Consider the following 24192-nt stretch of genomic DNA (forward strand, 5'->3'; position numbering starts at 1 on the left):
AAAGTCCGGCGCGGCGGGAGCATCCGCAAAAGACAAAGGGCCCAGTCGTTTCCGACTGAGCCCTTTTCTATTTGGTGGAGCCAAACGGGATCGAACCGTTGACCTCGACAATGCCATTGTAGTTTTGCCGAGTTTTCCCGAGTGTCCCCGCAAGGGGACAATGGTGGAGCTTGGCCATCGTCCGCCTGCTGATCGGGACCTGTGCGCGGGGGACGGAAATTGCCTCGCTCCGCTGGGATTACGTCGACTTCGCACGCGGGGCGCTGCCACTCCCCATTCCAAGACAGGGGCGAAGGTCATCCCGCTGGGGGCGCCTGCGCTGGACGTGCTGACCAAGTTGCCGCGCTCCGCCGCCTCCACCTGGGTTTTTCCAGCCAGCAGAGGGAAGGGCTATCACCTGGGCGTGCCGGCGATCTGGCGCAAACTCGTCAGGCTGGCGGGGCTGGACGGGGTGCGACTGCGCGATCTTCGCCATGGCTTCGCCAGCTTCGCGATCGTGGACGGCGACTCGCTCTATCTGGTGGGTAAGGTGCTGGGGCATACGCAGGCGTCAACGACTCAGCGATATGCCCATCTGCAGTTCGATCCGGTGCGCGCAGAGGCCTGTCTAAAGCGCGACAAGCCCCTGCCTTGTTCAGCTCATGCCTACTGAAGCATTTGAAGGCATGAATCTCTGATGTTCAGAATATGAAATCCACCGCCGTGAGGCCCAGATTTGTCGTCGCATTGACGATCAAGGCCAGGTCCGTAGCGGGATTGAAGGTGCCGGGTGTGACCTCGATGTAGAGCGTATTGGATGTGCCGGCCGTAGAGATCGCAAGATGAGAGCCGTCGGTAAACAGGGCCGACAGGTCGATCTTATCGATACCAAGTTTGAAGCCGACGATGGTGTCATAGCCGGTGTTAAGATTGCTGTCTGCGTAAGATGTATACACGAATGTATCCTGGCTCGACGGGCCAGTGCCGGCATACAGCGCATCGGCACCGCCATTTCCCTGAATCCGATCAATTCCATTGTCCGCGATGATCACGTCACCGCTCGACGATCCGATGACATTCGGCACGTTGATGATCGAATCTTCGTAGACGTAGCTGCCACTCTGATTGGGGCCGCTGTTGATATAGGCGTTATGGCCATTCAACAGATCGACATAAACGCTCTGGCTCGGACTGAGAGAGGCAAAGGTGATGGTGTTGTTGGTGAAGTCCAACGAAAGCCCGGACATCCCCGAAGCACCGCCCCATATTTGATTGTATCCGCCATTGGTGTCTCCACCGACGAATACGTTGAATCCGCCACCCCCGTAGAGTGCGTTGGTCCCCGTACCGCCCGCTAGCGTGGCCGTCGCGTGATTGTCTGCCGCGGCTTGCGTCGGATTGGCGTAAATCATGTCATTCCCGGCATTGCCCAGCAGCAAGCCGCCGTTCTGGCCGCCGACAATGGCGTCGTTCCCCGTCCCCCCAACCATCATCCCGGACACGGTCCCAAGGGCCGAGTTGGCGACTTGACCGCCAGCTCCAAGATAGACGCTACCGATGAGGGTTCCCGCATTGACGAAGTTGCTGCCGGAATGCTGCCCCAGTCGAACGTCGCCAATGATATCGCCCTCATTGATGAAGCGATCGGTTCCGATACTTCCTGTCGCGTCGTAGGCGAAGAAGTTCGGACCGACCGCGATCAGCGGATTCGGGCCGCCTGATATCGTTCCCGTGTTCACGGTCGTCAGCACGTCGCTGGTGCTGAAGGTATCGGTATAGAGGATGCCGACTGTGCTGCCCGAGATGATCCCTGTATTGAGCAGGTAGCCAGCGCCATCGGCAAGTACGCCGACCCCGTCTGTCGACGAGATCGTTCCGTCATTGGTGATGACGTGCGTGCCACGGGTTCTGACGGCGCCGCCGCCGGATCCGCCGCCGCCCGTGACGAGACCACCGGCATGGACATAGATTTCGCCGGCCTCGCTGTATGTCCCGGTCTGGATGCCCCAGGAATTGATGCCGCTCACAGTGCCTGCGACACTGACGGTCGCGTTGTTGTCCACGTAAATGCCGTAGTAGCCACCGCTGACAAAGCCGTCCGCACCGACCGCAATGCTGCTCGTGCCCAGGCTCGCCGCACCGCGCAGACCATTGAACGAACCGTTCACGCCGCCATTGATCGCAATCGTTGCCGACTGCGACATGAAAGCAATGCCGTCGCCCCACGACCCGGCGGCGCTGCCGCTCGTACCTACCGTGATCGTAACTTGTTGAACCGTTGTGCTGTTGATGCCGGTGGTGCCGGCTGCTTGTCCATTGATCGCCAGGTAGCCGCTATTGGCGAAACTGATGCCATAGGAAGACGTAGCCGTGGCCTTCGCGCCCGCAGTAATGTTGAGTACGAAGAAGCCGTTGGTGGACGACTGCCCGATGCCCTGCACGCCGGACACGCTTCCATCGATGGAAGCGAACACGATGTCATGATTCAGATTTATGCCGTTCGAGTCTAACCCGGTCACGATACCGGTCGCTCCGACGTGCAGATATAGCATGTTCGACCCGGAGGAATTGAGGCCGTATGTTCCTCCAGTCAGGCTCCCGTTGATCGCGTAGTGGTTTTGAGTACTTGTGTTGAGTGTCTGCAGACCGGTCGAACCGCCGGTGACATCGGCGCCCGATGCGACGATCACCGCTGTGAGAGGTCCGCCGATCGCAACGTTCGGCGAAAATACTGTGCCATGGATGTCGACGGTTCCACTTCCAGTTGCGAGGATGGCAGGAAGACTCCCATCAGTGGTGGTCAAACTGATGCCGGCTACTTGGTAAAAATAGTCACCCGGGCTCAGCGTGTATGCGGGGCTGGTGGAGACGTGGGTATCCGTAGTTTGAAGAATCGTTGCCATCTATGAGCCCCCAAAGAATTATTTGCGGGCATGGTGAATAGAAAGTGACTGGTAACAAGCACTGAATCTCCTTTGCCTCTTATCCGACAGTCCGGCTGGCTCGGGCTTTTCCGCTTGCTAATTCTCGCGCGCGCGAGAGACGCTCTGGAATGTGAAGCCCGCAAGACCCTGGCCAGAGGCGCCGCCGCCGCGCCCACGTTAGCCCGATCACGGGGAAGGCGATGCTGCGGCCGTTTTTTCTTCGTTCGCTGATTGTCGATGGATTGCAGGCTGATGGAGCGCTGCTGAAAGCTGAAGATGTCGCTGTTCGCGTGTCCTTCTATCGGCGCGTTAGACCATCACAGACTACGACGCGGCCGGGCTTCTACGGAGAAGATGGCGAGGAGTTCTTTCAGAGTGTTCTGCAAGACTTGGAAATCTGGCGGGTGCCGGGTGAGCGTGCGCGTCCGCATGGCTTAGCCTGGAATATTGGGAAGGCGGATTCGTCACTCGACGCGGTCAACGATCTGCGCGCGACTGAAGAACGGTTCCGGGTCTCGGTATAGGGAGTGGTTCAAAGACGATGATGCTGAGTAGGCACACGGAACTGCGGAGGGTAACTCTGGGGCTAGATGCTTGCCGCAGTCTTGAGGGGAGACCGCTTGTCTGTCGAATAAAGGGCTCCGCCCGCGGCCGATTGGCGTTTTCCACCAAGAAGTACGGACAGGTGCCTGTGGGGGCGTTTGTAGATCGTCACCAAGCTTCGCCAAATCATATAGCTCATGACTCTCATCCGTGTGGCCCGCCGCGATTTCCCGGCGCAGTACCGCTAGCAATTTGCTTGGGACTACATCCTTCCGTTCGTTGATTCCGATATGCGGAGGGCATTGTAGTCTTTGCGGCGAGCTTCCTTGAATGCGTCGATATCAGCCACGAGCTTCAGGGATTCGACGCTGTTCATCAGAGTGACGTAAAATTTGAGAACAAGTCCGCGCTCATCAAATGTCTCGGCATCTCTATGGAGGTCGACTATGCGCTGCCGCGTATTCGTCCAGTCGAGCGTTAGATCTGGCGTTTCCTCCAGCTCAGTGAGCAACTCCAAGATTGCCGGGTTCACGCACATCCCCCGGTTCTAGCCATCTGCCATCCGACTGGCGTGTGGCGGACGCCCACACAGCAGATGGAGAAATTCGATTCTAGCCGATCGAAAGCCGGGCGATTGTGTCCCGCGCGTGTTCTCGCAAAAACTAAAGGGCCCAGTCGTTTCCGACTGAGCCCTTTTCTATTTGGTGGAGCCAAACGGGATCGAACCGTTGACCTCTACAATGCCATTGTAGCGCTCTCCCAGCTGAGCTATGGCCCCGAAATCCTTGGGAAGGCGGGAGGTATAGTTAAAGCCTCGCGCGCTTGCAACTGCCTCTAGCGGTCGCCCTCTCCCTTGTCGTCGACCTCGACTTCGACCTCGACTTCGAGATCGTCCTCGTCATCGTCCAGATCGTCGGGCGACAGCGCGTCGTCGCCGTCCGCATCGGGCAGGTCGTCACCGTCCAGATCGTCCACCTTCTTCTTGGCGGCGGCTGCCTTGGCGGCTGCCGCAGCCGCGGCGGCGGCGGCGGCCGCGGTCGCCGCGGCGGCGCCGCGACCCCGGCGGACCTTCACGAAGTCCTCGCGATCGTGCTCACGCCCGCACTTCGGGCATTTGATCGGGCTCTTGTTCAGGTCGTAGAAGCGCGCTGCACAGCTCTGGCAGGTGCGTTTGGTGCCCCAGCTTGCCTTGACCACGCTGAATCTCCTGCAAATAAGCTGGAAACGGCCGAACGGGCCGCGAGGGAGCGCGTATGTCACGCGTCTTTCACCCTGTCAAAAGCAAATTCCGGCATGCTAGGAGGGCGCCGCGCCGCCGTGCGGCTTTCCGTCCGACCTTCCTGCCGTGGAGTCCGCCCTGTCCGCTCACGCCGCTCCGGCCAAGCTGATCGCCCGTCCCGTGGACCGGTTGCAGGGACGCGTCCGTGCACCCGGCGACAAGTCGGTGTCCCATCGCTCCCTGATGTTCGGCGCGCTTGCGCTGGGCGAAACCAAGATCACCGGCCTGCTGGAAGGCGAGGATGTCCTCGCCACCGCCGCGGCCCTTCGGGCGCTGGGCGCGCAGGTCGATCATGAAGGCGGCGGTGCATGGCGCGTGCGCGGATTCGGCGTCGGTGGTGCGCGCGAGCCGGACAACGTGCTGGATCTGGGCAATTCCGGCACCTCGGCCCGCCTGCTGTCGGGCATCCTGGCCAGCCACCGCTTCACCAGCTTCATGACCGGCGATGCCTCGCTGCGCCGCCGGCCGATGCAACGGGTCATCGTGCCGCTGTCGCAGATGGGCGCCCGCTTCGAGGCGCGGGAGGGCGGGCGCATGCCGCTCGCCATCGTCGGAACGGATGAGATGGTGCCGATCGAATATCGCCTGCCCGTGGCGTCGGCCCAGGTGAAGAGCGCCATTCTCCTGGCCGGTCTCAACACGACCGGCGAAACCACGGTGATCGAACCCGAGGCCACCCGCGACCATACCGAGCGCATGCTGCGCCACTTTGGCGCCGAGGTGCGGGTCCTGCCGGCCGAAGGCGGCGGCAAGCGCATCACGGTGGTCGGCTGGCCCGAACTCAAGGCGCGCGACATCGTGGTGCCGGGCGATCCCTCGTCGGCGGCCTTCGCGGTCGTGGCGGCGGCGATCCGGCCGGGCAGCGACGTCACGGTCGAGAATGTCGGCCTCAACCCGTTGCGCGCCGGCCTCTACGACACGCTGCGCGAAATGGGTGCCGACATCACGGCCGAGAACCAGCGCGAGGTCGGCGGCGAACCGGTGGCGGATCTGCGCGTCAGGGGCGGCGAACTCCAGGGTGTCGAGGTGCCGCCCGAGCGCGCGCCCTCGATGATCGACGAATATCCGATCCTGGCGGTCGCGGCGGCCTGCGCCCGCGGCACCACCCGCATGCTGGGCCTGGCCGAACTGCGGGCCAAGGAAAGCGACCGGCTGGCCAGCGTCTCGGCCGGTCTCGCAGTCAACGGCGTGAAGCACGAAATGGGCGCCGACACGCTGTTCGTGCACGGCACCGGCGCGGCGCCGGCCGGCGGTGGGACGGTCGTGACCCATCTCGACCATCGCATCGCCATGTCGTTTCTCGTTCTGGGGCTGGCCTCGCGAGACGGCGTGGCGGTCGACGACGGCTCGCCGATCGACACCAGCTTCCCGGGCTTCGCCCGCCTGATGGGCGCCCTCGGGGCCCGAATCGAGGCGGCGTGAGCCGGACGGCCGTCATCGTCATCGCCATCGACGGGCCGTCGGCGGCCGGCAAGGGCACGCTGGCGCGGCGTCTGGCGGCTCATTTCGGCCTGCCCCACCTCGATACCGGCCTGCTCTACCGGGCGGTCGGGCTGAAGGCGGAAAAGACCGGGCGGCCGCCGGAAGAGGTCGCCGCCGGCCTGGATCCGGCCGATCTCGCCGATCCCGAACTGCGCACGGACGTGGCCGGGCAGGCCGCCTCGAAGGTCGCCGCGATGCCGGAGGTTCGGGCCAAGTTGTTGGATTTCCAGAAAAAATTTGCCCTGCAGGCGGCCGGCGCCGTGCTCGACGGGCGCGATGTCGGCACCGTCATCTGCCCCGAGGCCCCGGTGAAACTGTTCGTGACGGCCAGCGCCGAGGCGCGGGCGGAACGCCGGTACCGGGAGTTGCGCGCCAAGGGGGTGGACACTATAAAGCCGCGCGTTCTTGCCGAGATGGCGGAGCGGGACCGTCGCGACAGCGAACGGGCGGCAGCACCACTCAAAGCCGCACCCGATGCTTACCACCTCGATACCAGCGACATGGATGCCGATGCGGCCTTCGCCGCCGCTTTGGCGTTCATCGAGCGCAAGGGCTTTCGATCTTCCGGGCCGTAAGTCGCCGCCGGCGGATCGAAGACTTCCAGCGGCGATTGCGCCGGGACGTGTCGTCCCTGCGTCGGTGTTTCAAAGGCAGTGGATCCGCCGGACTTAACCGGTTGGCCGACGGGCGGCAGCGTTTCGCCCGGGATCGATGAAGGAGAGTCTGTATGGCTAAGGGCAGCGCCCTGCGTTCCCGCGCGAACGACGCCGCAAGCGCCGAGTTCGCCGCACTCCTCGAAGAATCGCTGGGCGGTTCGTCGAGCTTCGAAGGCACGGTCGTCAAGGGCCGCGTCATTCGCATCGCAAATGATTTCGTCGTGGTGGATGTCGGCCTCAAGTCCGAGGGCCGCGTCGCGCTGCGTGAGTTCGCCAACGGCGGCACCGGTGCCCCCGAGGTCAAGGAAGGCGACACCGTCGACATCTTCGTCGACCGCATGGAGAACAAGGAAGGCGAAGCCGTCCTGTCGCGCGACAAGGCTCGCCGCGAAGAGGCCTGGACCGTCCTCGAGAAGGCGTTCACCGATCAGGAACGCGTCATGGGCACGATCTTCGGCCGCGTGAAGGGTGGCTTCACGGTCGACCTGTCGGGCGCCGTGGCCTTCCTGCCGGGCAGCCAGGTCGACGTGCGCCCGGTGCGCGACGTCGGTCCGCTGATGGGCCAGGCCCAGCAGTTCGCGATCCTCAAGATGGACCGTCGCCGCGGCAACATCGTCGTGTCGCGCCGCGCCGTCATGGAAGAGACCCGCGCCGAGGACCGTACGCGCCTGATGGGCGCCCTGTCGGAGGGCCAGGTGCTCGACGGCGTGGTCAAGAACATCACCGACTACGGCGCGTTCGTGGATCTGGGTGGCGTCGACGGCCTGCTGCACGTCACCGACATCGCCTGGAAGCGCATCAACCATCCGTCGGAAGCCCTCACCATCGGCCAGCAGGTCAAGGTGCAGGTCGTCCGCTTCAACCCCGAGACGCAGCGCATCTCGCTCGGCATGAAGCAGCTGATGAGCGATCCGTGGGATGGCGCGGGTGCGAAGTACCCGGTCAACCTCAAGCTCAAGGGCCGCGTCACCAACATCACCGACTACGGCGCGTTCGTCGAGCTGGAGCCGGGTGTCGAGGGTCTGGTCCACGTCTCCGAGATGAGCTGGACCAAGAAGAACGTGCACCCCGGCAAGATCGTGTCGACCTCGCAGGAAGTCGAAGTGATGGTGCTGGACGTCGACATGTCCAAGCGCCGCATCTCGCTCGGCCTCAAGCAGTGCATGGCCAACCCGTGGGAGAGCTTCGCCGACCAGTATCCGGCGGGCACGGAGCTCGAGGGCGAGGTCCGCAACATCACCGAGTTCGGCCTGTTCGTGGGCCTGCCCGGCGACATCGACGGCATGGTCCATCTCAGCGACCTGAGCTGGGACAAGGCCGGCGACGAGGCGATCCGCGACTTCAAGAAGGGCGACCAGGTCAAGGTCAAGGTTCTCGACGTCGACATGGACAAGGAGCGCATCTCGCTCGGCATCAAGCAGCTCGCCAACGATCCGTTCGAGAAGGTGGGTTCGGTCGCCAAGAAGGGTGACGTCGTCACCGTCATCGTGGCCGGCATCCAGGACAACGGCATCGACGTCACGGTGCAGGACGGCATCCCGGGCTTCATCCGCAAGACCGAGCTCAGCCGCGACCGCTCCGAGCAGCGCCCCGACCGCTACGCGATCGGCGACAAGCTCGACGCCAAGATCACCAACATCGACAAGGCCTCGCGCCGCGTCGTGCTGTCGGTCAAGGCGCGCGAACTCGACGAGGAGAAGAAGGCGATGGCCGACTTCGGCTCGTCCGACTCGGGCGCCAGCCTGGGCGACATCCTCGGTGCGGCGCTCAAGAAGCGCGCCGAAGCCGACGGCGACGACGACAAGTAGACCGTTTTCGTCAAGGTTTACGGAAGGGCCGACCTGCAAGGGTCGGCCTTTTCTTTTGGTTTCAAGGACTTAGGCTTGACGATGCCTTAATTGAGTTTAATATCAAAGACTTAATCATTGTGCTCTGGGGCTGCATCGCCCCGTTCATGGAATCGCGATGACCAAGTCCGAGCTGATTGCCCGCCTGGCGGCCCGGAATCCGCACCTCTACCAGAGGGACGTCGAGCGGATTGTTGCCACCGTGTTCGACGAGATTTCCAAGGCCCTGGCAACCGGTCATCGGGTCGAACTGCGCGGGTTCGGCGCGTTCTCCGTGAAGAAGCGCGATCCACGCACCGGCCGCAACCCGCGCACCGGCGAGCAGGTCGCTGTCGCTTCCAAGCGCGTGCCCTATTTCAAGACCGGCAAGGACCTGCGCGACCGCCTGAACAAGGAGGCCGCACGTGCCGCCGGCCTGCTGCCACCCGAGCCCGGGCACGACGACAAGAAGTAGGCTGCAGCCCACTCGTTCGCCTCGCGCTTCAGGGGCGCGCCGTGGCATGCTCCGACTCGCATGAAAATCCTTTCCCGCGTCCTTTTCCTGCTCTTCATCCTGATCGGCGTGCTGGTCGCCGTCAGCAACACCCAGCTCGTTCAGCTCACGCTGTGGCCGCTGCCGCATGTCATCGTCATGCCGGTCTACCTGCTGGTGGTGGCCATGCTGATGCTGGGCGTCCTGGCGGGGTTGGGCATGGGCTGGTGGGCGGGCCGGCATCATCGCCGCCGCGCACGCGAGGCCGGCGGGGAAGCAGCCCGGCTCGATCGTGAGGTCGCGCGCCTCAAGGCCGTGCAGGCCTCGCAGCAGGCCGCCGCGCCGGCGGGTCCGGCGCCGCGCGACCAGCGCGCGCTCGAACGGCAGAGCGCGCTGGTGGCCCCGGAGCTCGGCTCGCGCACCGTGCGCGGCCCGTTTTCGTGAAGCTTCTCTCGGCGGCCGAGATCGACGCCGCCCTCGACGACATCGCCCTGATCGACCGGCTCGACGCGCAGTTCCGCGCGGGCTGCGAGATGCCGGTGCGGCACCATCATCCGATCAGGGAGCCGTTGGGCGCGGGCTCGGCCGATGCGATGCTTCTGCTCATGCCCGCCTGGACCACGGGCATCTCGGGGCGCATCGGCGTCAAGGTCGTGACGGTGTTCCCCGACAACGGCAAGCGCTCGCTGCCCTCGATCTATGGCCAGTATCTGCTGCTCGACGGCACGACCGGCGCCACGCTGGCCCTGCTGGACGGCACCATGCTCACCAAGCGGCGCACCGCCTGTGCCTCGGGCCTCGCCTCGCGCTACCTGTCGAGGCCCGATGCGACCCGCCTGCTGATGATCGGTACCGGCGCGCTCGCGCCCGAACTGATCCGCGTTCATGCCAAGGTGCGCCCGATCACGGATGTCGCCATCTGGGGGCGCACCCCCGCCCAGGCCGAGGCGCTCGCCGCCCGGCTGTCGGCATCGCTGCCGGCGGTGATCGGTCGTGCCATCGACGTCCGGGCGGTCCGCGACCGCCAGGCCGCGGTGGAGCAGGCCGACATCATCTCGTGTGCCACCCTCTCCGAAGCGCCGCTGGTCGAGGGCGCGTGGCTGCGCGAGGGACAACATGTCGACCTGGTCGGCGCCTACACGCCCCGGATGCGCGAAAGCGACGATCATGCGGTGCAGCGGGCGCGTCTCTACGTCGACACGCGCGCCGGTGCGCTGAGGGAAGGCGGCGACGTCGTCCAGCCGCTCGCCAGCGGCGCGATCTCGGAGGCGCATGTGATCGCCGACCTGTTCGAACTGGCGCGCGGCCAGCGCGCCGGCCGCGCGGCCGGCGATGCCGCGTCGATCACGCTCTTCAAGTCGGTCGGGGCGGCGCTGGAGGACCTCGCTGCCGCCGAGCTTGCCGTCGAGAGGGCGGTCGGGGCTACGGCTCGATAAGCGCGCCGGCCGTCTTCAGCGCCTCGATGTCGGCCGCAGCGACGCCGGCCTCCGCCAGCACGGCGCGCGAATCCTGGCCCTGCAGCGGCGCCAGCGAGCGGATCGAGGGCGGCGTCCGGCTCATCGTCATCGGCGGCTCGACCATCATGATCTCGCCCTCGGACGGATGCGGGTACTTCCTGAAGAGCTGGCGCCAGACGAGGTGGGGGTCCTCGAACAGGTCGGCCGGCTTCGACACCGGGGCGTTGGGGATCTGCGCCGTGTCGAGCAGCTTCACCCATTCGGCCGTGGTCTTCGAGGGCGCCAGCGCTTCGACCATCGCGTACATCTCGCCGATATGCATCGAGCGCGCGTTGATGGTCGAATAGCGCGGGTCCTGCAGCACCTCGGAACGGCCGACCAGCTCGAAGAAGTTGCGCCAGTGCTTGTCGTTGTAGGGCAGGATCGCCATCCAGCCGTCGAGCGTCCGGTAGGGCTTGCGGGTGCGGGCCAGCAGGCGCGTGTAGCCGACATCGCCCTCGTCGCTGAAGGTGCGCTCCCACAGATGCTCGACCATCAGCCAGGCCGACATGGTCTCGAACATCGGCACTTCGACGAACTGGCCCTCGCCGGTGCGCTGGCGATGCATCAGGGCTGAAAGCGTCGAGAAGGCGAAGGTCAGGCCCACCGTCTTGTCGGCAATGATGGTCGGCGGATAGCGCGGGACGTCGTCGCCGGCGGCGCGGCCCATCAGGTCGGCGATGCCGAAGCGCGCCTGGATGGCATCGTCATAGGCCGGCAGTTTTCCGTAAGGACCGTTGGCCGAATAGCCGTAGGCGCCGACATAGACGATGTCGGGCCTGACCTTGCGGATCTCCTCGTAGCCGAGACCGAGCGCCTCGATGGCCTGCGGCCGCAGCGCGTGGACGAAGGCATCGGCCGTGGCGATGACCTTGAGCAGGGCGGCGCGGGCCTCCTTGTTCTTGAGATCGAGGCAGAGCGAGCGCTTGTTGCGGTTCACATAGAGATAGGTCGGCCCCATGCCCGGTGTCTTGCCGGGCTTGCCGATGTGGCGCACCGCGTCGCCCTCCGGAGCCTCGACCTTGATGACGTCGGCCCCCTGGTCGGCCAGCAGCATCGTGCCGTAGGGGCCGAGGATGATGTTCGTGAGATCGACGATCCTGATGCCTTCGAGCGCGCCGGGCATGTGCCTGTCCTGTGCTGAACGAGTTGCGTTCACAGTGCCATCGCCGGCGGGCTCCGTCATCGTTCCAGCCATTGCGTCGCAAAACATCGGCGTAAATCATTGAATGTGCTGGATAGATGCGCGCCCAGGCGCGCGGGCTTCGCGCCCCGACACCCACCGATCCCCGTGTCGTGGACTCGGGCATTGCACGGGTGGACTCTGTGCGGTTGCACGGAGTCCAGTTACTCGCGTCTTGCGATTCGCGGCCTCCATGGGTGCGCTCGCGCATTCACCTTCGACAAAGAGTGTTATGTGACCGTTGTGCGACGCGCTTGGTCGGTGTAGCCAAGGAGCAGCAAGCCGGGGGGGCGATGCGAACCAACGTCGCAAAAAAACAGCACGAGCCGAAGACGGCATCGAGCGCGGCATCACGGCCCTATCGTATCGAAGACCAGATCGGATATTTGCTGCGACGCGCGCATCAGCGCGCGAGCGCCATCTTCCAGGTGGGCATCGGCGATCCCAACATCACGCCGACGCAATACTCGAGTCTCGCGAAGCTCGAGGAATATACCGAGCTGTCGCAGAACCTGCTGGGCCGTCTCGTCGGCATGGACAAGGCGACGATGCAGGGCGTGGTGCGCCGGCTTAAGGAACGTGGCCTCGTCGATTCCCGTCCCGATCCCGGCGATGCCCGCCGCACCCTGCTCAGCCTCACCACCGAGGGTCAGAAGCTGGTCGCCAGGCTGATGCTCAATGGGCCGGCCGTGTCGCGCGAGACGCTGAAGCCGCTCAATGCGCAGGAGCAGAAGCAGCTCCTCGATCTCCTCTCGCGAATCATCTGACTCCGACTCATTCGTTTGACTCATCCGTCGTGTGTGTCATCGTACGTACACGAACGATATGGGCGACTATCTCCGACCCCGAGACCTCGACGAGGCTCTCCAGGCATTGACCCGGCCCTTCACGGTGCTCGCCGGGGGCACCGACTTCTATCCTGCGCGCGTCGGCCGGTCGGTGACCGAGGATGTCCTCGACATCGCGGGCATCGCGGCTCTCCGCGGCATTTCCGAATCCGATGAGGGGTGGCGCCTGGGCGCCACCACGACCTGGAGCGAACTGGTCGAAGCCAGCCTGCCGCCGCTGTTCGACGGGCTGAAGCAGGCGGCGCGCGAGGTCGGCGGCCGGCAGATCCAGAATGCCGGGACGATCGCGGGAAACGTCTGCAACGCCTCGCCGGCGGCCGATGGCATGCCGGCCCTGTTGGCGCTGGAGGCAACGGTCGAGGTGGCGAGTCGCGTCGGCATGCGCCGCCTGCCGCTCGGTGCGTTCGTCACCGGCGTGCGCAGGACGGCGCTGATGCCCGGCGAACTCGTCACCGCCCTCCATGTGCCGCGCCCGGAAAACGAGGCGCGGAGCGCCTTCCTCAAGCTGGGCGCCCGCCGCTATCTCGTGATCTCGATCGCGATGGCCTCGGTCGTCGTGGAGATCAGCGACCGCGCGGTGGCGGCGGCGCGAATCGCCGTCGGCGCCTGCTCACCGGTGGCGCAACGGCTGCCAGATCTGGAACAGGCGTTGGTCGGTGCACCGGCCGACGCGCGTCTTGGGGAAAGGATCAAGCCTCGCCATCTCGCGCCGCTGTCGCCGATCGACGATGTGCGCGGCAGCGCAGGCTATCGCAACGACGTGGCCCTGGTCCTGCTGCGCCGCCTCCTGTCGGAGGTCGCGGTTTGAAACTCGAATTCACCCTGAACGGACGCGGGACCCACTGGGACGGTCCGCCGGTCACGCGACTGGCGGCAGCGCTGCGCGACGATCTCGGCGTGACGGGCACGAAGGTCGGCTGCGATGCCGGCGATTGCGGCGCCTGCACCGTCCTGCTCGACGGCCGGCAGGTCTGCTCCTGCCTGGTGGCGATGGGGCAGGTGGCCGGCCGTCATGTCGAGACGGTCGAAGCCCTTGAAAGCGGCGACGGCACGATCGCCGCCCTCCAGAAATCCTTTCTCGACCATGGCGCGGCCCAGTGCGGAATCTGTACGCCCGGCATGCTGATGGCCGCGCAGGAGCTGGTGCGGCGCAACCGCAAGCCGACCCGCGCCGAAGTCGAGGACACTCTGGGGGGCGTGCTCTGCCGTTGCACCGGCTACGGCAAGATCGTCGATGCGGTGATGGACGTCGTGGCGCCCGCGCCCGGTCTCGATCCGGCGGCCGGCGAAGCGGTGGGCGCCCGCCTCGTGCGTGTCGACGGGCATGCCAAGGTCACGGGTCGGGATGTCTTCGGTGCCGACGCCATTCCCAGGGACGCGCTGTGGGTTCGCGTCGTGCGTTCGCCTTATGCCCGGGCGCGATTCGAACTGGGCGATCTCGCGCCCCTGCGCCGGCGGCTCGCCGCCGTGCTCACGGCCGCGGACGTTCCGTTCAACGGCTACGGCATCTATCCCGACGTGAAGGACCAGCCGGTGCTGGCCGACGGTCTGGTCCGCTATCGCGGCGAGGCGGTGGTGGCGCTGGTCGGCGAACGCGCCGAGGTCATGGCGACCCGCGACGACGATGTGCCGATCACCTGGATGCCGGAGCCGCCGGTGGTGGGGGTCGATGCCGCCATGGCCGCCGAGGCGCCGCTGGTCCAGGCCGACAAGCCGGGCAATCTGTTGCTGAAGGGCGGCGTGAAGCGGGGCGACGCGGACAGCGCCTTCGCCGCGTGTGCCGCGGTGGCGGAAGGCACGTTCGAGACCGCGTTCGTCGAACATGCCTACATCGAACCGGAAGCGGGATGGGCGCTACGGGTCGGCGATCGCATCGAAATCCACGCGACCACCCAGACACCGTACATGGATCGCGACGAGGTGGCGAACCTGATGCGCCTGAAGCCCGAGGCGGTGCGCATCGTCCCCACCGCCTGCGGCGGTGGCTTCGGTGGCAAGCTCGATCTCTCCGTGCAGCCGCTGATCGCCATCGCGGCGTGGAAACTGGGACGGCCCGTCGCGCTCGTCTACACGCGGCCCGAAAGCATGGCCGCCAGCACCAAGCGTCATCCGGCGCGCGTGAAGGCCCGGTTCGGTTGCGATGCCGAGGGCAAGCTGCTCGCCTGCGACGTGACGGCCACGTTCGATACCGGCGCCTATGCCTCGTGGGGGCCGACGGTCGCCAACCGCGTGCCGGTGCATGCGATGGGTCCCTACGCCGTCCCCAACGTGCGCACCTGGGGCGAGGCCTTCTTCACCAACGGCCCGCCGGCCGGCGCCTTCCGCGGTTTCGGCGTGCCGCAGGCCGCCATCGCCCACGAGGCGATGATGGACGAACTGGCCGACCGGCTCGGCATCGACCGGCTGGAGTTCCGCCATCGCAACGCCCTGCGCGTCGGCGACATGACGGCGACGGGGCAGACGCTCTCCCATTCGGCGGGGTTGGCGCAGTGTCTCGACGCGCTGCGGCCGCACTGGAAGACCGCCCATGAGACGATCGCCGCGTTCAACGCCCAGGGCGGTTCGCGCCGGCGCGGCATCGGCATCGGCTGCATGTGGTACGGCATCGGCAACACCTCGATGTCGAACCCCTCGCGCATGCGCGTCGGCCTGTCGCCCGCCGGCACGCTGACGCTCTATAGCGGCGCGCTCGACATCGGGCAGGGCAGCAACACGATCATGGTGCAGATCGCCGCCGATGCGCTGGGCCTGCCCGCCTCGCGGTTTTCCCTCGTGACCGGCGACACCGATCTCACGGCCGATGCCGGCAAGACCTCGGCCTCGCGCCAGACCTTCGTGTCGGGCAAGGCGGCGGAGAAAGCGGGCCAGGATCTCCGCCAGCAGATCCTGCGGCTGGCGAATGCTGGCCCGGAGGCCGTGCTGTCGCTTGAGGGCGCGACGCTCTCGGTGCGTGACGGTGCGGAGGTGCGGACGATCGATCTCGTCACGGCCGGCCCCCTGATGGGCGAAGGCACGTTCGATCCGCCGACCACGCCGCTCGATGCCGACGGCCAGGGCGTGCCCTACGCGACCTACGGGTTCGCGGCCCAGCTCGCCGAGGTCGAAGTCGATGTCGAGCTGGGCACGGTGAAGGTCCTGCGCATCGTGGCCGCTCACGATGTCGGCCGGGCGATCAATCCGACCCTCGTCGAGGGCCAGATCCAGGGCGGCGTGGCGCAGGGCCTGGGTCTCGCGCTGATGGAGGAATACCTGCCCGGTCGCACCGAGAACCTGCACGACTATCTGATCCCGACCGTCGGCGATGTCCCTGAGATCGAGTGCATCCTGATCGAGGATCGCGAGCCGCTGGGTCCGTCCGGCGCCAAGGGAATCGGCGAGCCGGCGCTGGTGCCGACGGCGCCGGCCATCCTGGGCGCGGTCCACCATGCGACCGGCGTGCGCGCCCATCGCGTCCCGCTGCTGCCGCACCGCCTGCGCGAGGCCATCGTCGCCCAAGAGAGAGAAAGACCATGAGCGACGACATCTCGCTCTCGGAAGCCGAGCGCAGCGCCGGCATCGTGCGCTGCGATGCCTGCCCGGTGCTGTGTCGCATTCGTCCCGGCCGGGCCGGCGCCTGCGACCGCTACGCCAACGAGAATGGCGCACTGGTGCGGGTCGATCCGCTGCTGCTGCTCGCCAAACCCGATCTCGCGCGCGTCGCCTTCGCCGAGGGCAGCGAGGCATGGCGCGGCGAGCTGGGGAAGGGCGAAGGCTCGTTCGTCACCGGCGTCGGCGCCACCACTACCTATCCCGACTACAAGCCCGCGCCGTTCATCGTCGCGTCGAAGCATGACGGCGTCGACATGGTCACGGTCGTGACGGAGGGCATCTTCAGCTACTGCGGCGTCAAGGTGAAGATCGACACCGACCGCTATCTCGGCCCCGAACAGGCGGCGGTGCGGGTCAAGGGCGAGGCGGTGGGCCACGTCACCACGGCCGAGTACGGCTCGCAGATGCTGTCGCTGGGCGGCGTCCATCATCTCACCGGCGGCAGCAAGAAGGAGGGCGTCGTCACCTGCGACACCCTGCTGGCGCTGTGCAATCGCGAGGCCGTCGAACTCGCCATCGACGGCGGCTCGACGGTGGTGGTGCAGGCCGACCGGCCGCCGATCGTGAACGGTGTTCTCGAGGAGCGCATGCGGGTCGGCTGCGGCTCCGCCGCCATCGGCATGTTTGCGCCACAGTGGAAGGATCACGTCGACGAGGTGATCGTGGTCGACGACCACATCACCGGCGTGCTCAGTGAACACCAGGGCGGCGCCTTCCTCGACATGAAGCCGGCCGGCATCCGCGTGCGCGGCCGCCGCTCGACGCCGGGCCGCTACTTCCAGGTGGCCGAACCGGGCCTGGGCTGGGGCGGCACCAATGTCAGCGATCCGCTGGAGATCATCGAGAAGATCGACCCGAAGCAGGCGTGGCCCGGCCTGAAGCTGCTGATGGTCTCGACGACCGGCGAGCATTCCGCGTGGTTCACGCTCGACCATGACTTGAAGCCGCGGCCGGCGGAGATGCCGGGACCGGTGCGTCATGTCGTGGAGCGCATTGCCGAGAATTGCGAGCCCGCCCTCTGCACCGTGCTGTTCATGGCCGGCGCCGGCGGTTCGCTGCGTGCGGGCGTGACGGAGAATCCCGTGCGGCTGACGCGCTCGGTGCGCGATACGCTGACGAAAGTCACGCTGGGCGGCGTGCCGGCCTTCGTCTGGCCGGGTGGGGGCATCACTCTGATGGTCGACGTGGCACGCATGCCCCAGAATTCGTTCGGCTACGTGCCGACGCCCGCCCTGGTGGCGCCCATCGAATTCACCCTGCGCGCCGACGACTATGCGGCGCTGGGCGGCTACGCCTCGCGCACCGTCACGCTCGAAGACGTGCTGGCCCGCCACAAGGTGCGCATCGAATGAGCGCCGTCGCCGCACGGTTCGGCGACGGACGGCTGCACCTGCAGCACGGTCCGATCGACCTCATCATCGAAGCGTTCGGCGCGGCGGACGAGGTCGAGCGCGCCTATGCACAGGCAATCGATCGCTTCGGCGACATCCTGCCGACGCTGGTCGGCGAGCTTGCCGTGCTACGGCGCCCGGTGACGCAAGCCTATCCGCTGCTGCAGGGACCGGTGGCGCGGCGCATGGCCGAAGCGGTGTGGCCGCATCGTGCGGTCTTCATCACGCCGATGGCCGCCGTGGCCGGCGCCGTGGCCGACGAGATGCTGCAGGCGCTGGTGCGCGGCCGCACGCTCGACAGGGCCTATGTGAACGACGGCGGCGACATCGCCTTTCATCTTGCGTCCGGGCAGTCGCTGCGCGCCGGCATCTTCGCGCAGGCCCTCGACGGCGTGGCGCTGCTGACACACGAACGGCCGGTGCGTGGTATCGCGACCTCGGGACGGGGCGGGCGGTCCTTCTCGCGCGGCATCGCCGACAGCGTGACGGTGCTGGCCGCGACGGCGGCGGCGGCCGATGCCGCGGCGACGATGATCGCCAATGCAGTGAATGCCGATCATCCCGCCATCGAGCGCCGGCCCGCTTCGTCGCTCGATCCGGACAGCGATCTCGGCGATCTCGACGTGACGGTGGCGGTCGGCGCGCTGCCGTTGGAGATCGTCGACGCGGCGCTCGACCGCGGGCTTGCGGAAGCGCGCCGGCTCCGGCTGTGTGGCCTGATCGACAGCACCGCGCTGTCGTTGAACGGACAATGGCGAATCGAGGCGGGCGGCACGCCGCTTGCTCTATCGGAGGCGGGATGAGCGACCTGGTGAAGATCCGGAAATACGTGGCGACGGTCGAGGAGACGCTCCACGACTTCGGACCGGTGCTGGCGCGGCCGGTGACCAAGGCCGTGGTCGGTGGCGTGATCGCCAATCCCTATGCGGGCCGGCATGTGGCCGACATCCAGCCGATGATGAAGGCGCTGGAGCCGCTGGCGATCGACCTCACCGAGCGGGTGATGAAGATCCTGGGCGCACAGGGCTCCGAACTGGAGGCCTATGGCAAGGGTGCCATCGTCGGCCTGAACGGCGAACTGGAGCATGCCGCGCTTTGGCACCAGCCCAGCGGCTTCGGCATCCGCCATGCGATGGGTGGCGCCAAGTCGATCGTGCCCTCGACGGTGAAGGTCGCGACGGCGGGTACGCGCATCGACATTCCACTGCATCACGTCACGGCGGCCTATGTGCGCAGCCATTTCGACGCCATCGAGTTCTGCGTGCCCGACGGGCCGCGGCCGGACGAGATCGTGTTCATCGTCGCTGCGGCGGTCGGCGGCCGTCCCCATGCGCGGGTGGGCGGGCTGACGCCGGCCGAGATCAAGCTGGGAGACGGCCAGCGATGAGGAGGGGGCGATGAACGACGACGCGCTCGCGGCCGCGATGAAGGTGATGGACGCCTACATCGACGGGCTGAATCGCCACGACGAGCCGGCGGTCAACGACGCCTGCAATTTCCCGCACGTACGCCTGGCCGGCGGCAAGGTGGTCGTGTGGCCCAACCACGGCGACTACAAGCTGGACGATTTCGTCGCCCGCGCCGGCGACGGCTGGCACCACAGCACGTGGGACGAGCGTACGCCGATCCATGTCGGCCGCGACAAGGTTCATCTGAAGGTGAAATTCAGCCGCTGGCGCGCCGACGGATCGCTGCTGGGCGCCTTCGAGACGATCTACATCGTGACCCGGCAGGACGGTCACTGGGGAATACAGGCACGGTCGAGCTTCGCGGACTGAGTGCTTGTGAGGCAAGGGCTGGCCTCTTAGGGTCGGTTCACAGGGAGTGTTTCTCTTGTTCAGGAGGGGGAATTTCATGCTGACCCGCAATCGTCTGCTCGCCGGCACGGCCGCGCTCGTTGCGCTGTCGCTCGTCGGCCCGGCCGCCGCACAGGCTCCGATCAAGATCGGCGAACTCAACAGCTACAAGGTCTTCCCGGCCTTCCTCGAGCCCTACAAGAAGGGCATCGAGCTGGCGGTCGAGGAAGTGAACGCGGCGGGCGGTGTGCTCGGCCGCAAGATCGAGGTCGTGAGCCGCGACGACAACGGCAATCCGGGCGATGCCGTGCGCGTCGCCGAGGAACTGCTGAGCCGCGAAGGCGCCTCGTTCCTGATCGGCACCTTCCCGTCGAACGTCGGCCTCGCCGTCGCCGACTTTGCCAAGCAGCGCAAGGTGTTGTTCATCGCCGCCGAGCCGCTGACCGACAAGATCGTCTGGGATCAGGGCAACGCCTACACGTTCCGCCTGCGCACCTCGACCTACATGCAGACGGCGATGCTCATTCCCGACGCCGTCAAGCTCAACAAGAAGCGCTGGGCGATCGTCTATCCCAACTACGAGTACGGTCAGTCGGCGACGGCCGCCTTCAAGAAGCTCCTGAAGGAGAAGCAGCCCGACGTCGAGTTCGTCGCCGAGCAGGCGCCGCCGCTCGGCAAGATCGACGCGGGTGCGGTCGCGCAGGCGCTGGCGGACGCCAAGCCCGATGCGATCTTCTCCTCGCTGTTCGGACCCGATCTCGCCAAGTTCGTGCGCGAGGGCCAGACCCGCGGCCTGTTCAAGGGCGTCGAGGTGTTCAATCTCCTTGCCGGCGAGCCCGAATACCTCGATCCGCTGAAGGAGGAATCGCCCGACGGCTGGTACGTCACGGGCTATCCGTGGAGCGAGCTCAAGACGCCCGAGCACACCAAGTTCCTCAACGCCTACCAGGCCAAGTTCAAGGACTATCCGCGGCTGGGTTCGGTGGTCGGCTATGCGACGGTTATGTCGGCTGTCGAAGCCATCAAGAAGGCCGGCTCGCTCGACCAGGAGAAGCTGGTCGCGGCGATGAAGGGCCTGACGCTGATCACGCCGTTCGGCATGGTCGAGTACCGGGCAATCGACCATCAGTCGACCATGGGCGCCTATGTCGGCCAGATCGGCGTGAAGGACGGCAAGGGCTACATGAAGAACTGGCGCTTCGTCGACGGCAAGGACGCCCTGCCGAGCGACGCCGACGTCCAGAAGATGCGGCCGAAGAACTGACGGTGATGCAGTCACCGTCATCCCGAGCGAAGTCGAGGGGGCTTGCCTGATGCAGGCAAGGTCTCTCCACTCCGCGCTGCGCGCTCCGGTCGAGACGACGATCTAAGGTGACTCTCGCTTCCATCCTCATCCAGCTGTTGAACGGGCTGGCCGCCGCCGCGTCGCTGTTCCTCGTCTCGGCCGGGCTGTCGCTGATCTTCGGTGTGACGCGGATCGTGAACTTCGCGCACGGTTCGCTCTACATGCTGGGCCTCTACGGCGCCTATTCGCTGATCCAGTTCTTCGGTCGCACGCCACTGGGCTTTTGGGGCGCCGTCGTGCTGGCGGCACTGGCGGTCGGCCTCGTCGGCATCCTGATCGAGGTGCTGGTGCTGCGGCGAATCTACCGCGCGCCCGAACTGTTCCAGCTGCTGGCGACCTTCGCGGTCGTGCTGGTCATCAAGGACATCGCCCTCTTCACCTGGGGCGCCGAGGACCTGGTCGGCCCGCGCGCGCCCGGCCTGTCGATGGCGGTCGAGATCATGGGCCGCCGCATCCCCGCCTACGACCTGCTGCTGATCGCCATCGGCCCGGTCGTTCTGGGGCTCCTGTGGCTGCTGCTGACGCGCACGCGCTGGGGCGCGCTGGTGCGGGCGGCGACACAGGACCGCGAGATGGTGGGGGCGCTGGGCGTCGACCAGGCCAAGCTCTTCACCTCGGTGTTCTTCGTGGGCTCCGTCCTGGCGGGCCTGGGCGGTGCGCTCCAGATCCCGCGCGAGCCGGCCAATCTCGAACTCGACCTCGCCGTCATCGCCGACGCCTTCGTGGTCACGGTGGTGGGCGGCCTGGGCAGCATTGGCGGCGCCTTCCTGGCCGCCATCATCATCGGCGTCGCCAAGGCCTTCTGCATCGGTATCGGCACCGTGACCTGGTTCGGCGTCGAGATCTCCTTCTCCAAGCTGACGCTCGTGGTCGAGTTCCTGATCATGGCGCTCGTGCTGGTCGTGCGGCCCTACGGGTTGCTGGGCAAGCCGCAGGCGGCACAGCGGGCGGCCGAACCGGCGCCGAGGCTGCAGGTACCGTCCTGGACCTTCGCCCTGGTGTGGCTGGCGCTGCTCGCGCTCGTGCCGCTGGCGGCCGACCGCTACACCACGATCCTGCTCACCGACATCGTCTGCTTCGCCCTCTTCGCCGTGTCGCTGCACTTCATCATGGGGCCGGCCGGGATGGTGTCGTTCGGCCACGCCGCCTATTTCGGCATCGGTGCCTACGCGGCCGGTCTGCTGCTGAAGCGCTTCGGCCTGCCGATGGAAGCAGCACTCCTGCTGGCGCCGGCGATCGCCGGCCTTTTCGCCATCGTCTATGGCTGGTTCTGCGTGCGGTTGTCGGGCGTCTATCTCGCCATGCTGACGCTCGCCTTCGCGCAGATCAGCTGGTCGGTCGTGTTCCAGTGGGACTCGGTCACCGGCGGCAGCAACGGCGTGTTCGGCGTCTGGCCGTCGGCCTGGCTCGCCGACAAGACCGCCTACTATTATCTGGCGCTGGTCCTCTGTGGCGCCGGCATTCTGTTCCTGTGGCGCGTGCTGTTCTCGCCGTTCGGCTATGCGCTGCGGGCCGGTCGCGATTCGCCGCTGCGCGCCGAGGCGATCGGCATCGACCTGCGCGGCTTCCAGTGGGCGGCCTTCGTGCTGGTCGGCGCGCTGGCCGGCCTCGCGGGCGCGGTCTACGCCTTCTCCAAGGGCAGCATCTCGCCGTCGAGCATCTCGATCGCGCAGTCGACTGACGGGCTGATCATGGTGCTGCTGGGCGGCGTCGAGACGCTGACCGGCCCCGTGGTCGGCGCGGCGATCTTCACCTGGCTGCGCGACGCGGTGGCGCGCAACACCGAGTTCTGGCGGGCCGTGATGGGCGGCGTGATCCTCCTGATCGTGCTCCTCTTCCCGCAGGGACTGGTCGGCGGCCTGAAGGCGCTGGTCGCCCGCTGGCGGGAGCAGCGCGCATGAGCGACGCGGTGCTGCAGGTCGAGGGGCTTCACAAGTCGTTCGGCGGCGTCCAGGCCGTGGCCGACGTCTCCTTTGCTGTCTCTGCGGGCGAGATGCTGGCGCTGATCGGACCGAACGGCGCGGGCAAGAGCACCTGCTTCAACATGCTGAACGGCCAGCTCGCGCCCGATGCCGGCATCGTGCGCCTCGAAGGCCGCGATATCGTGGGCCTCCGCCCGCGCGCCATCTGGCGGCTGGGCGTCGGCCGCACCTTCCAGATCACCGCCACCTTCGCCTCGCTCAGCGTTCGCGAAAACGTGCAGATGGCGCTCTATTCCCATGCCGGCCGCCTGCGCTCCATGCTGTCGCGCTTCGGCGCGGCTTTCGCGGCCGAAGCCGATGCGCTGCTCGACCAGGTCGGCATGCTCGACCAGGCGGAGCGGACCTGCGGCGTGCTGGCCTATGGCGACCTGAAGCGGGTCGAACTCGCCATCGCGCTGGCCAACCAGCCGCGCCTGCTCCTGATGGACGAGCCGACCGCCGGCATGGCGCCCAAGGAGCGCGTCGCGCTGATGGAGCTGACGGCGCGACTGGCGCGGGCGCGGAACATCGCCGTCCTGTTCACCGAGCACGACATGGACGTGGTCTTCACCCAGGCCGATCGCATCATCGTGCTCGACCGCGGCGTGCTGATCGCCGGCGGGACGCCGCAGGAGGTGCGCGCCAATCCCAATGTGCGCGCGGTCTATCTCGGAAGCGCGCACTGATGGCCGCGGCGATGCTCCAGGTCAACGACCTGCACGCCTTCTACGGCCGCGCCCACATCCTGCACGGCATCTCGCTGGAGGTGCGCACCGGCGAAGTCGTGGCGTTGCTCGGCCGCAATGGGGCGGGCAAGTCGACGGCGATGAAGGCCATCATGGGCCTGGTGCCGCCGGCCCGCGGCGAAGTGAGCTTCGCGGGCCAGCGCATCGAGCGCCTGCCGCCGTACCGCATTGCGCGGCTGGGTCTCGGCTACGTGCCGGAGGAGCGGCGCATCTTCACCGAGCTGTCGGTGATGGAGAATCTCGAAGTCGGCCGGCAGGCGGCGCGCGCCGGTGTGCCGGTCTGGACCGAGGAGAAGCTGTTCAAGCTCTTTCCCAACCTCGCGCGCATGCGCGAGCGGCCGGGCGGGCGCATGTCGGGCGGCGAGCAGCAGATGCTCACCATCGCCCGAACCCTGATGGGCAATCCGAGCTGCGTGTTGCTCGACGAGCCGTCCGAGGGGCTGGCACCCATCATCGTCGAGGAGATGGGGAATTCCATCCGGGCGCTGAAGGGCGAGGGCGTGTCGGTCATCCTGTGCGAGCAGAATCTGCATTTCGCGCTGGGCGTCGCCGATCGCGCCTACATCATCGAGAAGGGCCAGATCCGCTTCGGCGGCTCGATGGCCGAGCTGGCGGCCAACGATTCCCTGCGCGAACAATATCTTTCGGTCTGAACC

Annotated in this window: 23 protein-coding genes and 1 tRNA gene; 19 read left to right on the plus strand and 5 right to left on the minus strand. The window is 66.6% G+C overall.

What is annotated here, in order from left to right; all coding sequences use genetic code 11:
* Positions 1 to 325: 325 nt before the first annotated feature.
* Positions 326 to 652, plus strand: coding sequence for a tyrosine-type recombinase/integrase (locus LJ725_RS16075; RefSeq protein ID WP_230551655.1), 327 nt, complete (start codon positions 326 to 328; stop codon positions 650 to 652).
* 28 nt (positions 653 to 680) lie between these two features.
* On the opposite strand, the gene LJ725_RS16080 is transcribed toward LJ725_RS16075, so the two are convergent.
* Positions 681 to 2882: a beta strand repeat-containing protein gene (locus LJ725_RS16080; protein ID WP_230551656.1), complete on the minus strand. Its 2202-nt coding sequence runs from the start codon at positions 2880 to 2882 to the stop codon at positions 681 to 683.
* Positions 2883 to 3103: 221 nt separating this feature from the next.
* Between LJ725_RS16080 and LJ725_RS16085 the strand changes: the two genes are divergently transcribed.
* Positions 3104 to 3427, plus strand: a complete 324-nt coding sequence (locus LJ725_RS16085) for a hypothetical protein (RefSeq protein WP_230551657.1) — start codon at positions 3104 to 3106, stop codon at positions 3425 to 3427.
* Positions 3428 to 3708: 281 nt separating this feature from the next.
* Here LJ725_RS16085 and LJ725_RS16090 read toward each other — a convergent pair whose 3' ends face one another.
* From LJ725_RS16090 to LJ725_RS16100, 3 genes are all read right to left on the minus strand, one after another.
* A complete protein-coding gene (locus LJ725_RS16090) occupies positions 3709 to 3978 on the minus strand; it encodes a hypothetical protein (protein ID WP_230551658.1) in 270 nt (89 codons plus the stop codon).
* Positions 3979 to 4148: 170 nt separating this feature from the next.
* A tRNA-Ala gene (locus tag LJ725_RS16095) sits at positions 4149 to 4224 on the minus strand.
* 56 nt (positions 4225 to 4280) lie between these two features.
* Positions 4281 to 4643, minus strand: a complete 363-nt coding sequence (locus LJ725_RS16100) for a TIGR02300 family protein (RefSeq protein ID WP_230551659.1) — start codon at positions 4641 to 4643, stop codon at positions 4281 to 4283.
* Positions 4644 to 4803: 160 nt separating this feature from the next.
* Here LJ725_RS16100 and aroA point away from each other — a divergent pair, with 160 nt between their 5' ends.
* From aroA to lhpI, 6 genes are all read left to right on the plus strand, one after another.
* Positions 4804 to 6147 (plus strand): 3-phosphoshikimate 1-carboxyvinyltransferase, encoded by a 1344-nt coding sequence (aroA, locus tag LJ725_RS16105; protein WP_230551713.1) that lies wholly within the window; start codon positions 4804 to 4806, stop codon positions 6145 to 6147.
* Positions 6144 to 6782 carry a (d)CMP kinase gene (locus tag LJ725_RS16110; RefSeq protein ID WP_230551660.1) on the plus strand — a complete coding sequence of 213 codons (639 nt, stop codon included), beginning with the start codon at positions 6144 to 6146 and terminating at the stop codon, positions 6780 to 6782. The genes aroA and LJ725_RS16110 overlap by 4 nt, the downstream gene beginning before the upstream one ends.
* A 152-nt stretch (positions 6783 to 6934) precedes the next feature.
* Positions 6935 to 8671: a 30S ribosomal protein S1 gene (rpsA, locus tag LJ725_RS16115; protein ID WP_230551661.1), complete on the plus strand. Its 1737-nt coding sequence runs from the start codon at positions 6935 to 6937 to the stop codon at positions 8669 to 8671.
* A 157-nt stretch (positions 8672 to 8828) separates the two neighbouring features.
* Positions 8829 to 9164: an integration host factor subunit beta gene (gene ihfB, locus LJ725_RS16120; protein WP_230551662.1), complete on the plus strand. Its 336-nt coding sequence runs from the start codon at positions 8829 to 8831 to the stop codon at positions 9162 to 9164.
* A 60-nt stretch (positions 9165 to 9224) separates the two neighbouring features.
* On the plus strand, positions 9225 to 9626 hold the full coding sequence (locus tag LJ725_RS16125; protein WP_230551663.1) for a lipopolysaccharide assembly protein LapA domain-containing protein: 402 nt from the start codon (positions 9225 to 9227) through the stop codon (positions 9624 to 9626).
* Positions 9623 to 10618, plus strand: coding sequence for a bifunctional Delta(1)-pyrroline-2-carboxylate/Delta(1)-piperideine-2-carboxylate reductase (gene lhpI / locus LJ725_RS16130; RefSeq protein ID WP_230551664.1), 996 nt, complete (start codon positions 9623 to 9625; stop codon positions 10616 to 10618). Before LJ725_RS16125 ends, lhpI begins: the two co-directional genes overlap by 4 nt.
* Here the strand turns inward: lhpI and LJ725_RS16135 are convergent.
* Entirely contained in the window at positions 10605 to 11804 is a 1200-nt protein-coding gene (locus LJ725_RS16135) for a CaiB/BaiF CoA transferase family protein (protein WP_230551665.1), read from the minus strand. The two genes, lhpI and LJ725_RS16135, sit on opposite strands and share 14 nt — an antisense overlap.
* A gap of 350 nt (positions 11805 to 12154) precedes the next feature.
* Between LJ725_RS16135 and LJ725_RS16140 the strand changes: the two genes are divergently transcribed.
* The 11 genes from LJ725_RS16140 (at position 12155) to LJ725_RS16190 (ending at position 24189) form a co-directional block, all read left to right on the plus strand.
* Complete coding sequence (locus LJ725_RS16140) at positions 12155 to 12628, plus strand: MarR family winged helix-turn-helix transcriptional regulator (protein ID WP_230551666.1); 474 nt, start codon at positions 12155 to 12157, stop codon at positions 12626 to 12628.
* Between the two features lie 58 nt (positions 12629 to 12686).
* Positions 12687 to 13517 (plus strand): FAD binding domain-containing protein, encoded by an 831-nt coding sequence (locus LJ725_RS16145; RefSeq protein ID WP_230551667.1) that lies wholly within the window; start codon positions 12687 to 12689, stop codon positions 13515 to 13517.
* Positions 13514 to 16222: a molybdopterin-dependent oxidoreductase gene (locus LJ725_RS16150; RefSeq protein ID WP_230551668.1), complete on the plus strand. Its 2709-nt coding sequence runs from the start codon at positions 13514 to 13516 to the stop codon at positions 16220 to 16222. Before LJ725_RS16145 ends, LJ725_RS16150 begins: the two co-directional genes overlap by 4 nt.
* Positions 16219 to 17649 carry a 6-hydroxynicotinate reductase gene (locus tag LJ725_RS16155; protein WP_230551669.1) on the plus strand — a complete coding sequence of 477 codons (1431 nt, stop codon included), beginning with the start codon at positions 16219 to 16221 and terminating at the stop codon, positions 17647 to 17649. The genes LJ725_RS16150 and LJ725_RS16155 overlap by 4 nt, the downstream gene beginning before the upstream one ends.
* Positions 17646 to 18491: a UPF0280 family protein gene (locus LJ725_RS16160; protein WP_230551670.1), complete on the plus strand. Its 846-nt coding sequence runs from the start codon at positions 17646 to 17648 to the stop codon at positions 18489 to 18491. Before LJ725_RS16155 ends, LJ725_RS16160 begins: the two co-directional genes overlap by 4 nt.
* A complete protein-coding gene (locus LJ725_RS16165; protein ID WP_230551671.1) occupies positions 18488 to 19075 on the plus strand; it encodes an amino acid synthesis family protein in 588 nt (195 codons plus the stop codon). The genes LJ725_RS16160 and LJ725_RS16165 overlap by 4 nt, the downstream gene beginning before the upstream one ends.
* 10 nt (positions 19076 to 19085) lie before the next feature.
* Positions 19086 to 19466 carry a hypothetical protein gene (locus LJ725_RS16170; RefSeq protein ID WP_230551672.1) on the plus strand — a complete coding sequence of 127 codons (381 nt, stop codon included), beginning with the start codon at positions 19086 to 19088 and terminating at the stop codon, positions 19464 to 19466.
* Positions 19467 to 19542: 76 nt separating this feature from the next.
* Positions 19543 to 20748 carry an ABC transporter substrate-binding protein gene (locus LJ725_RS16175; protein ID WP_230551673.1) on the plus strand — a complete coding sequence of 402 codons (1206 nt, stop codon included), beginning with the start codon at positions 19543 to 19545 and terminating at the stop codon, positions 20746 to 20748.
* A gap of 107 nt (positions 20749 to 20855) precedes the next feature.
* Positions 20856 to 22730 (plus strand): ABC transporter permease, encoded by a 1875-nt coding sequence (locus LJ725_RS16180; RefSeq protein ID WP_230551674.1) that lies wholly within the window; start codon positions 20856 to 20858, stop codon positions 22728 to 22730.
* A complete protein-coding gene (locus LJ725_RS16185) occupies positions 22727 to 23476 on the plus strand; it encodes an ABC transporter ATP-binding protein (RefSeq protein ID WP_230551675.1) in 750 nt (249 codons plus the stop codon). Before LJ725_RS16180 ends, LJ725_RS16185 begins: the two co-directional genes overlap by 4 nt.
* Positions 23476 to 24189, plus strand: a complete 714-nt coding sequence (locus LJ725_RS16190) for an ABC transporter ATP-binding protein (protein ID WP_230551676.1) — start codon at positions 23476 to 23478, stop codon at positions 24187 to 24189. Before LJ725_RS16185 ends, LJ725_RS16190 begins: the two co-directional genes overlap by 1 nt.
* Positions 24190 to 24192 lie beyond the last annotated feature (3 nt).

Origin of the sequence: Reyranella aquatilis, assembly GCF_020880995.1 — a bacterium.
GTDB classification, from domain to species: Bacteria; Pseudomonadota; Alphaproteobacteria; order Reyranellales; family Reyranellaceae; genus Reyranella; species Reyranella aquatilis.

Excerpts from the sequence above, each read along its gene's own strand:
- LJ725_RS16135 (WP_230551665.1), bottom strand. The coding sequence starts at position 11,804 with ATGCCCGGCGCGCTCGAAGGCATCAGGATCGTCGATCTCACGAACATC.
- LJ725_RS16085 (WP_230551657.1), top strand. The coding sequence starts at position 3,104 with ATGCTGCGGCCGTTTTTTCTTCGTTCGCTGATTGTCGATGGATTGCAG.
- LJ725_RS16170 (WP_230551672.1), top strand. The coding sequence starts at position 19,086 with ATGAACGACGACGCGCTCGCGGCCGCGATGAAGGTGATGGACGCCTAC.
- LJ725_RS16190 (WP_230551676.1), top strand. The coding sequence starts at position 23,476 with ATGGCCGCGGCGATGCTCCAGGTCAACGACCTGCACGCCTTCTACGGC.
- LJ725_RS16185 (WP_230551675.1), top strand. The coding sequence starts at position 22,727 with ATGAGCGACGCGGTGCTGCAGGTCGAGGGGCTTCACAAGTCGTTCGGC.
- LJ725_RS16140 (WP_230551666.1), top strand. The coding sequence starts at position 12,155 with ATGCGAACCAACGTCGCAAAAAAACAGCACGAGCCGAAGACGGCATCG.
- LJ725_RS16125 (WP_230551663.1), top strand. The coding sequence starts at position 9,225 with ATGAAAATCCTTTCCCGCGTCCTTTTCCTGCTCTTCATCCTGATCGGC.
- LJ725_RS16175 (WP_230551673.1), top strand. The coding sequence starts at position 19,543 with ATGCTGACCCGCAATCGTCTGCTCGCCGGCACGGCCGCGCTCGTTGCG.
- LJ725_RS16080 (WP_230551656.1), bottom strand. The coding sequence starts at position 2,882 with ATGGCAACGATTCTTCAAACTACGGATACCCACGTCTCCACCAGCCCC.
- rpsA (WP_230551661.1), top strand. The coding sequence starts at position 6,935 with ATGGCTAAGGGCAGCGCCCTGCGTTCCCGCGCGAACGACGCCGCAAGC.
- LJ725_RS16165 (WP_230551671.1), top strand. The coding sequence starts at position 18,488 with ATGAGCGACCTGGTGAAGATCCGGAAATACGTGGCGACGGTCGAGGAG.
- LJ725_RS16155 (WP_230551669.1), top strand. The coding sequence starts at position 16,219 with ATGAGCGACGACATCTCGCTCTCGGAAGCCGAGCGCAGCGCCGGCATC.
- ihfB (WP_230551662.1), top strand. The coding sequence starts at position 8,829 with ATGACCAAGTCCGAGCTGATTGCCCGCCTGGCGGCCCGGAATCCGCAC.
- LJ725_RS16160 (WP_230551670.1), top strand. The coding sequence starts at position 17,646 with ATGAGCGCCGTCGCCGCACGGTTCGGCGACGGACGGCTGCACCTGCAG.
- LJ725_RS16145 (WP_230551667.1), top strand. The coding sequence starts at position 12,687 with ATGGGCGACTATCTCCGACCCCGAGACCTCGACGAGGCTCTCCAGGCA.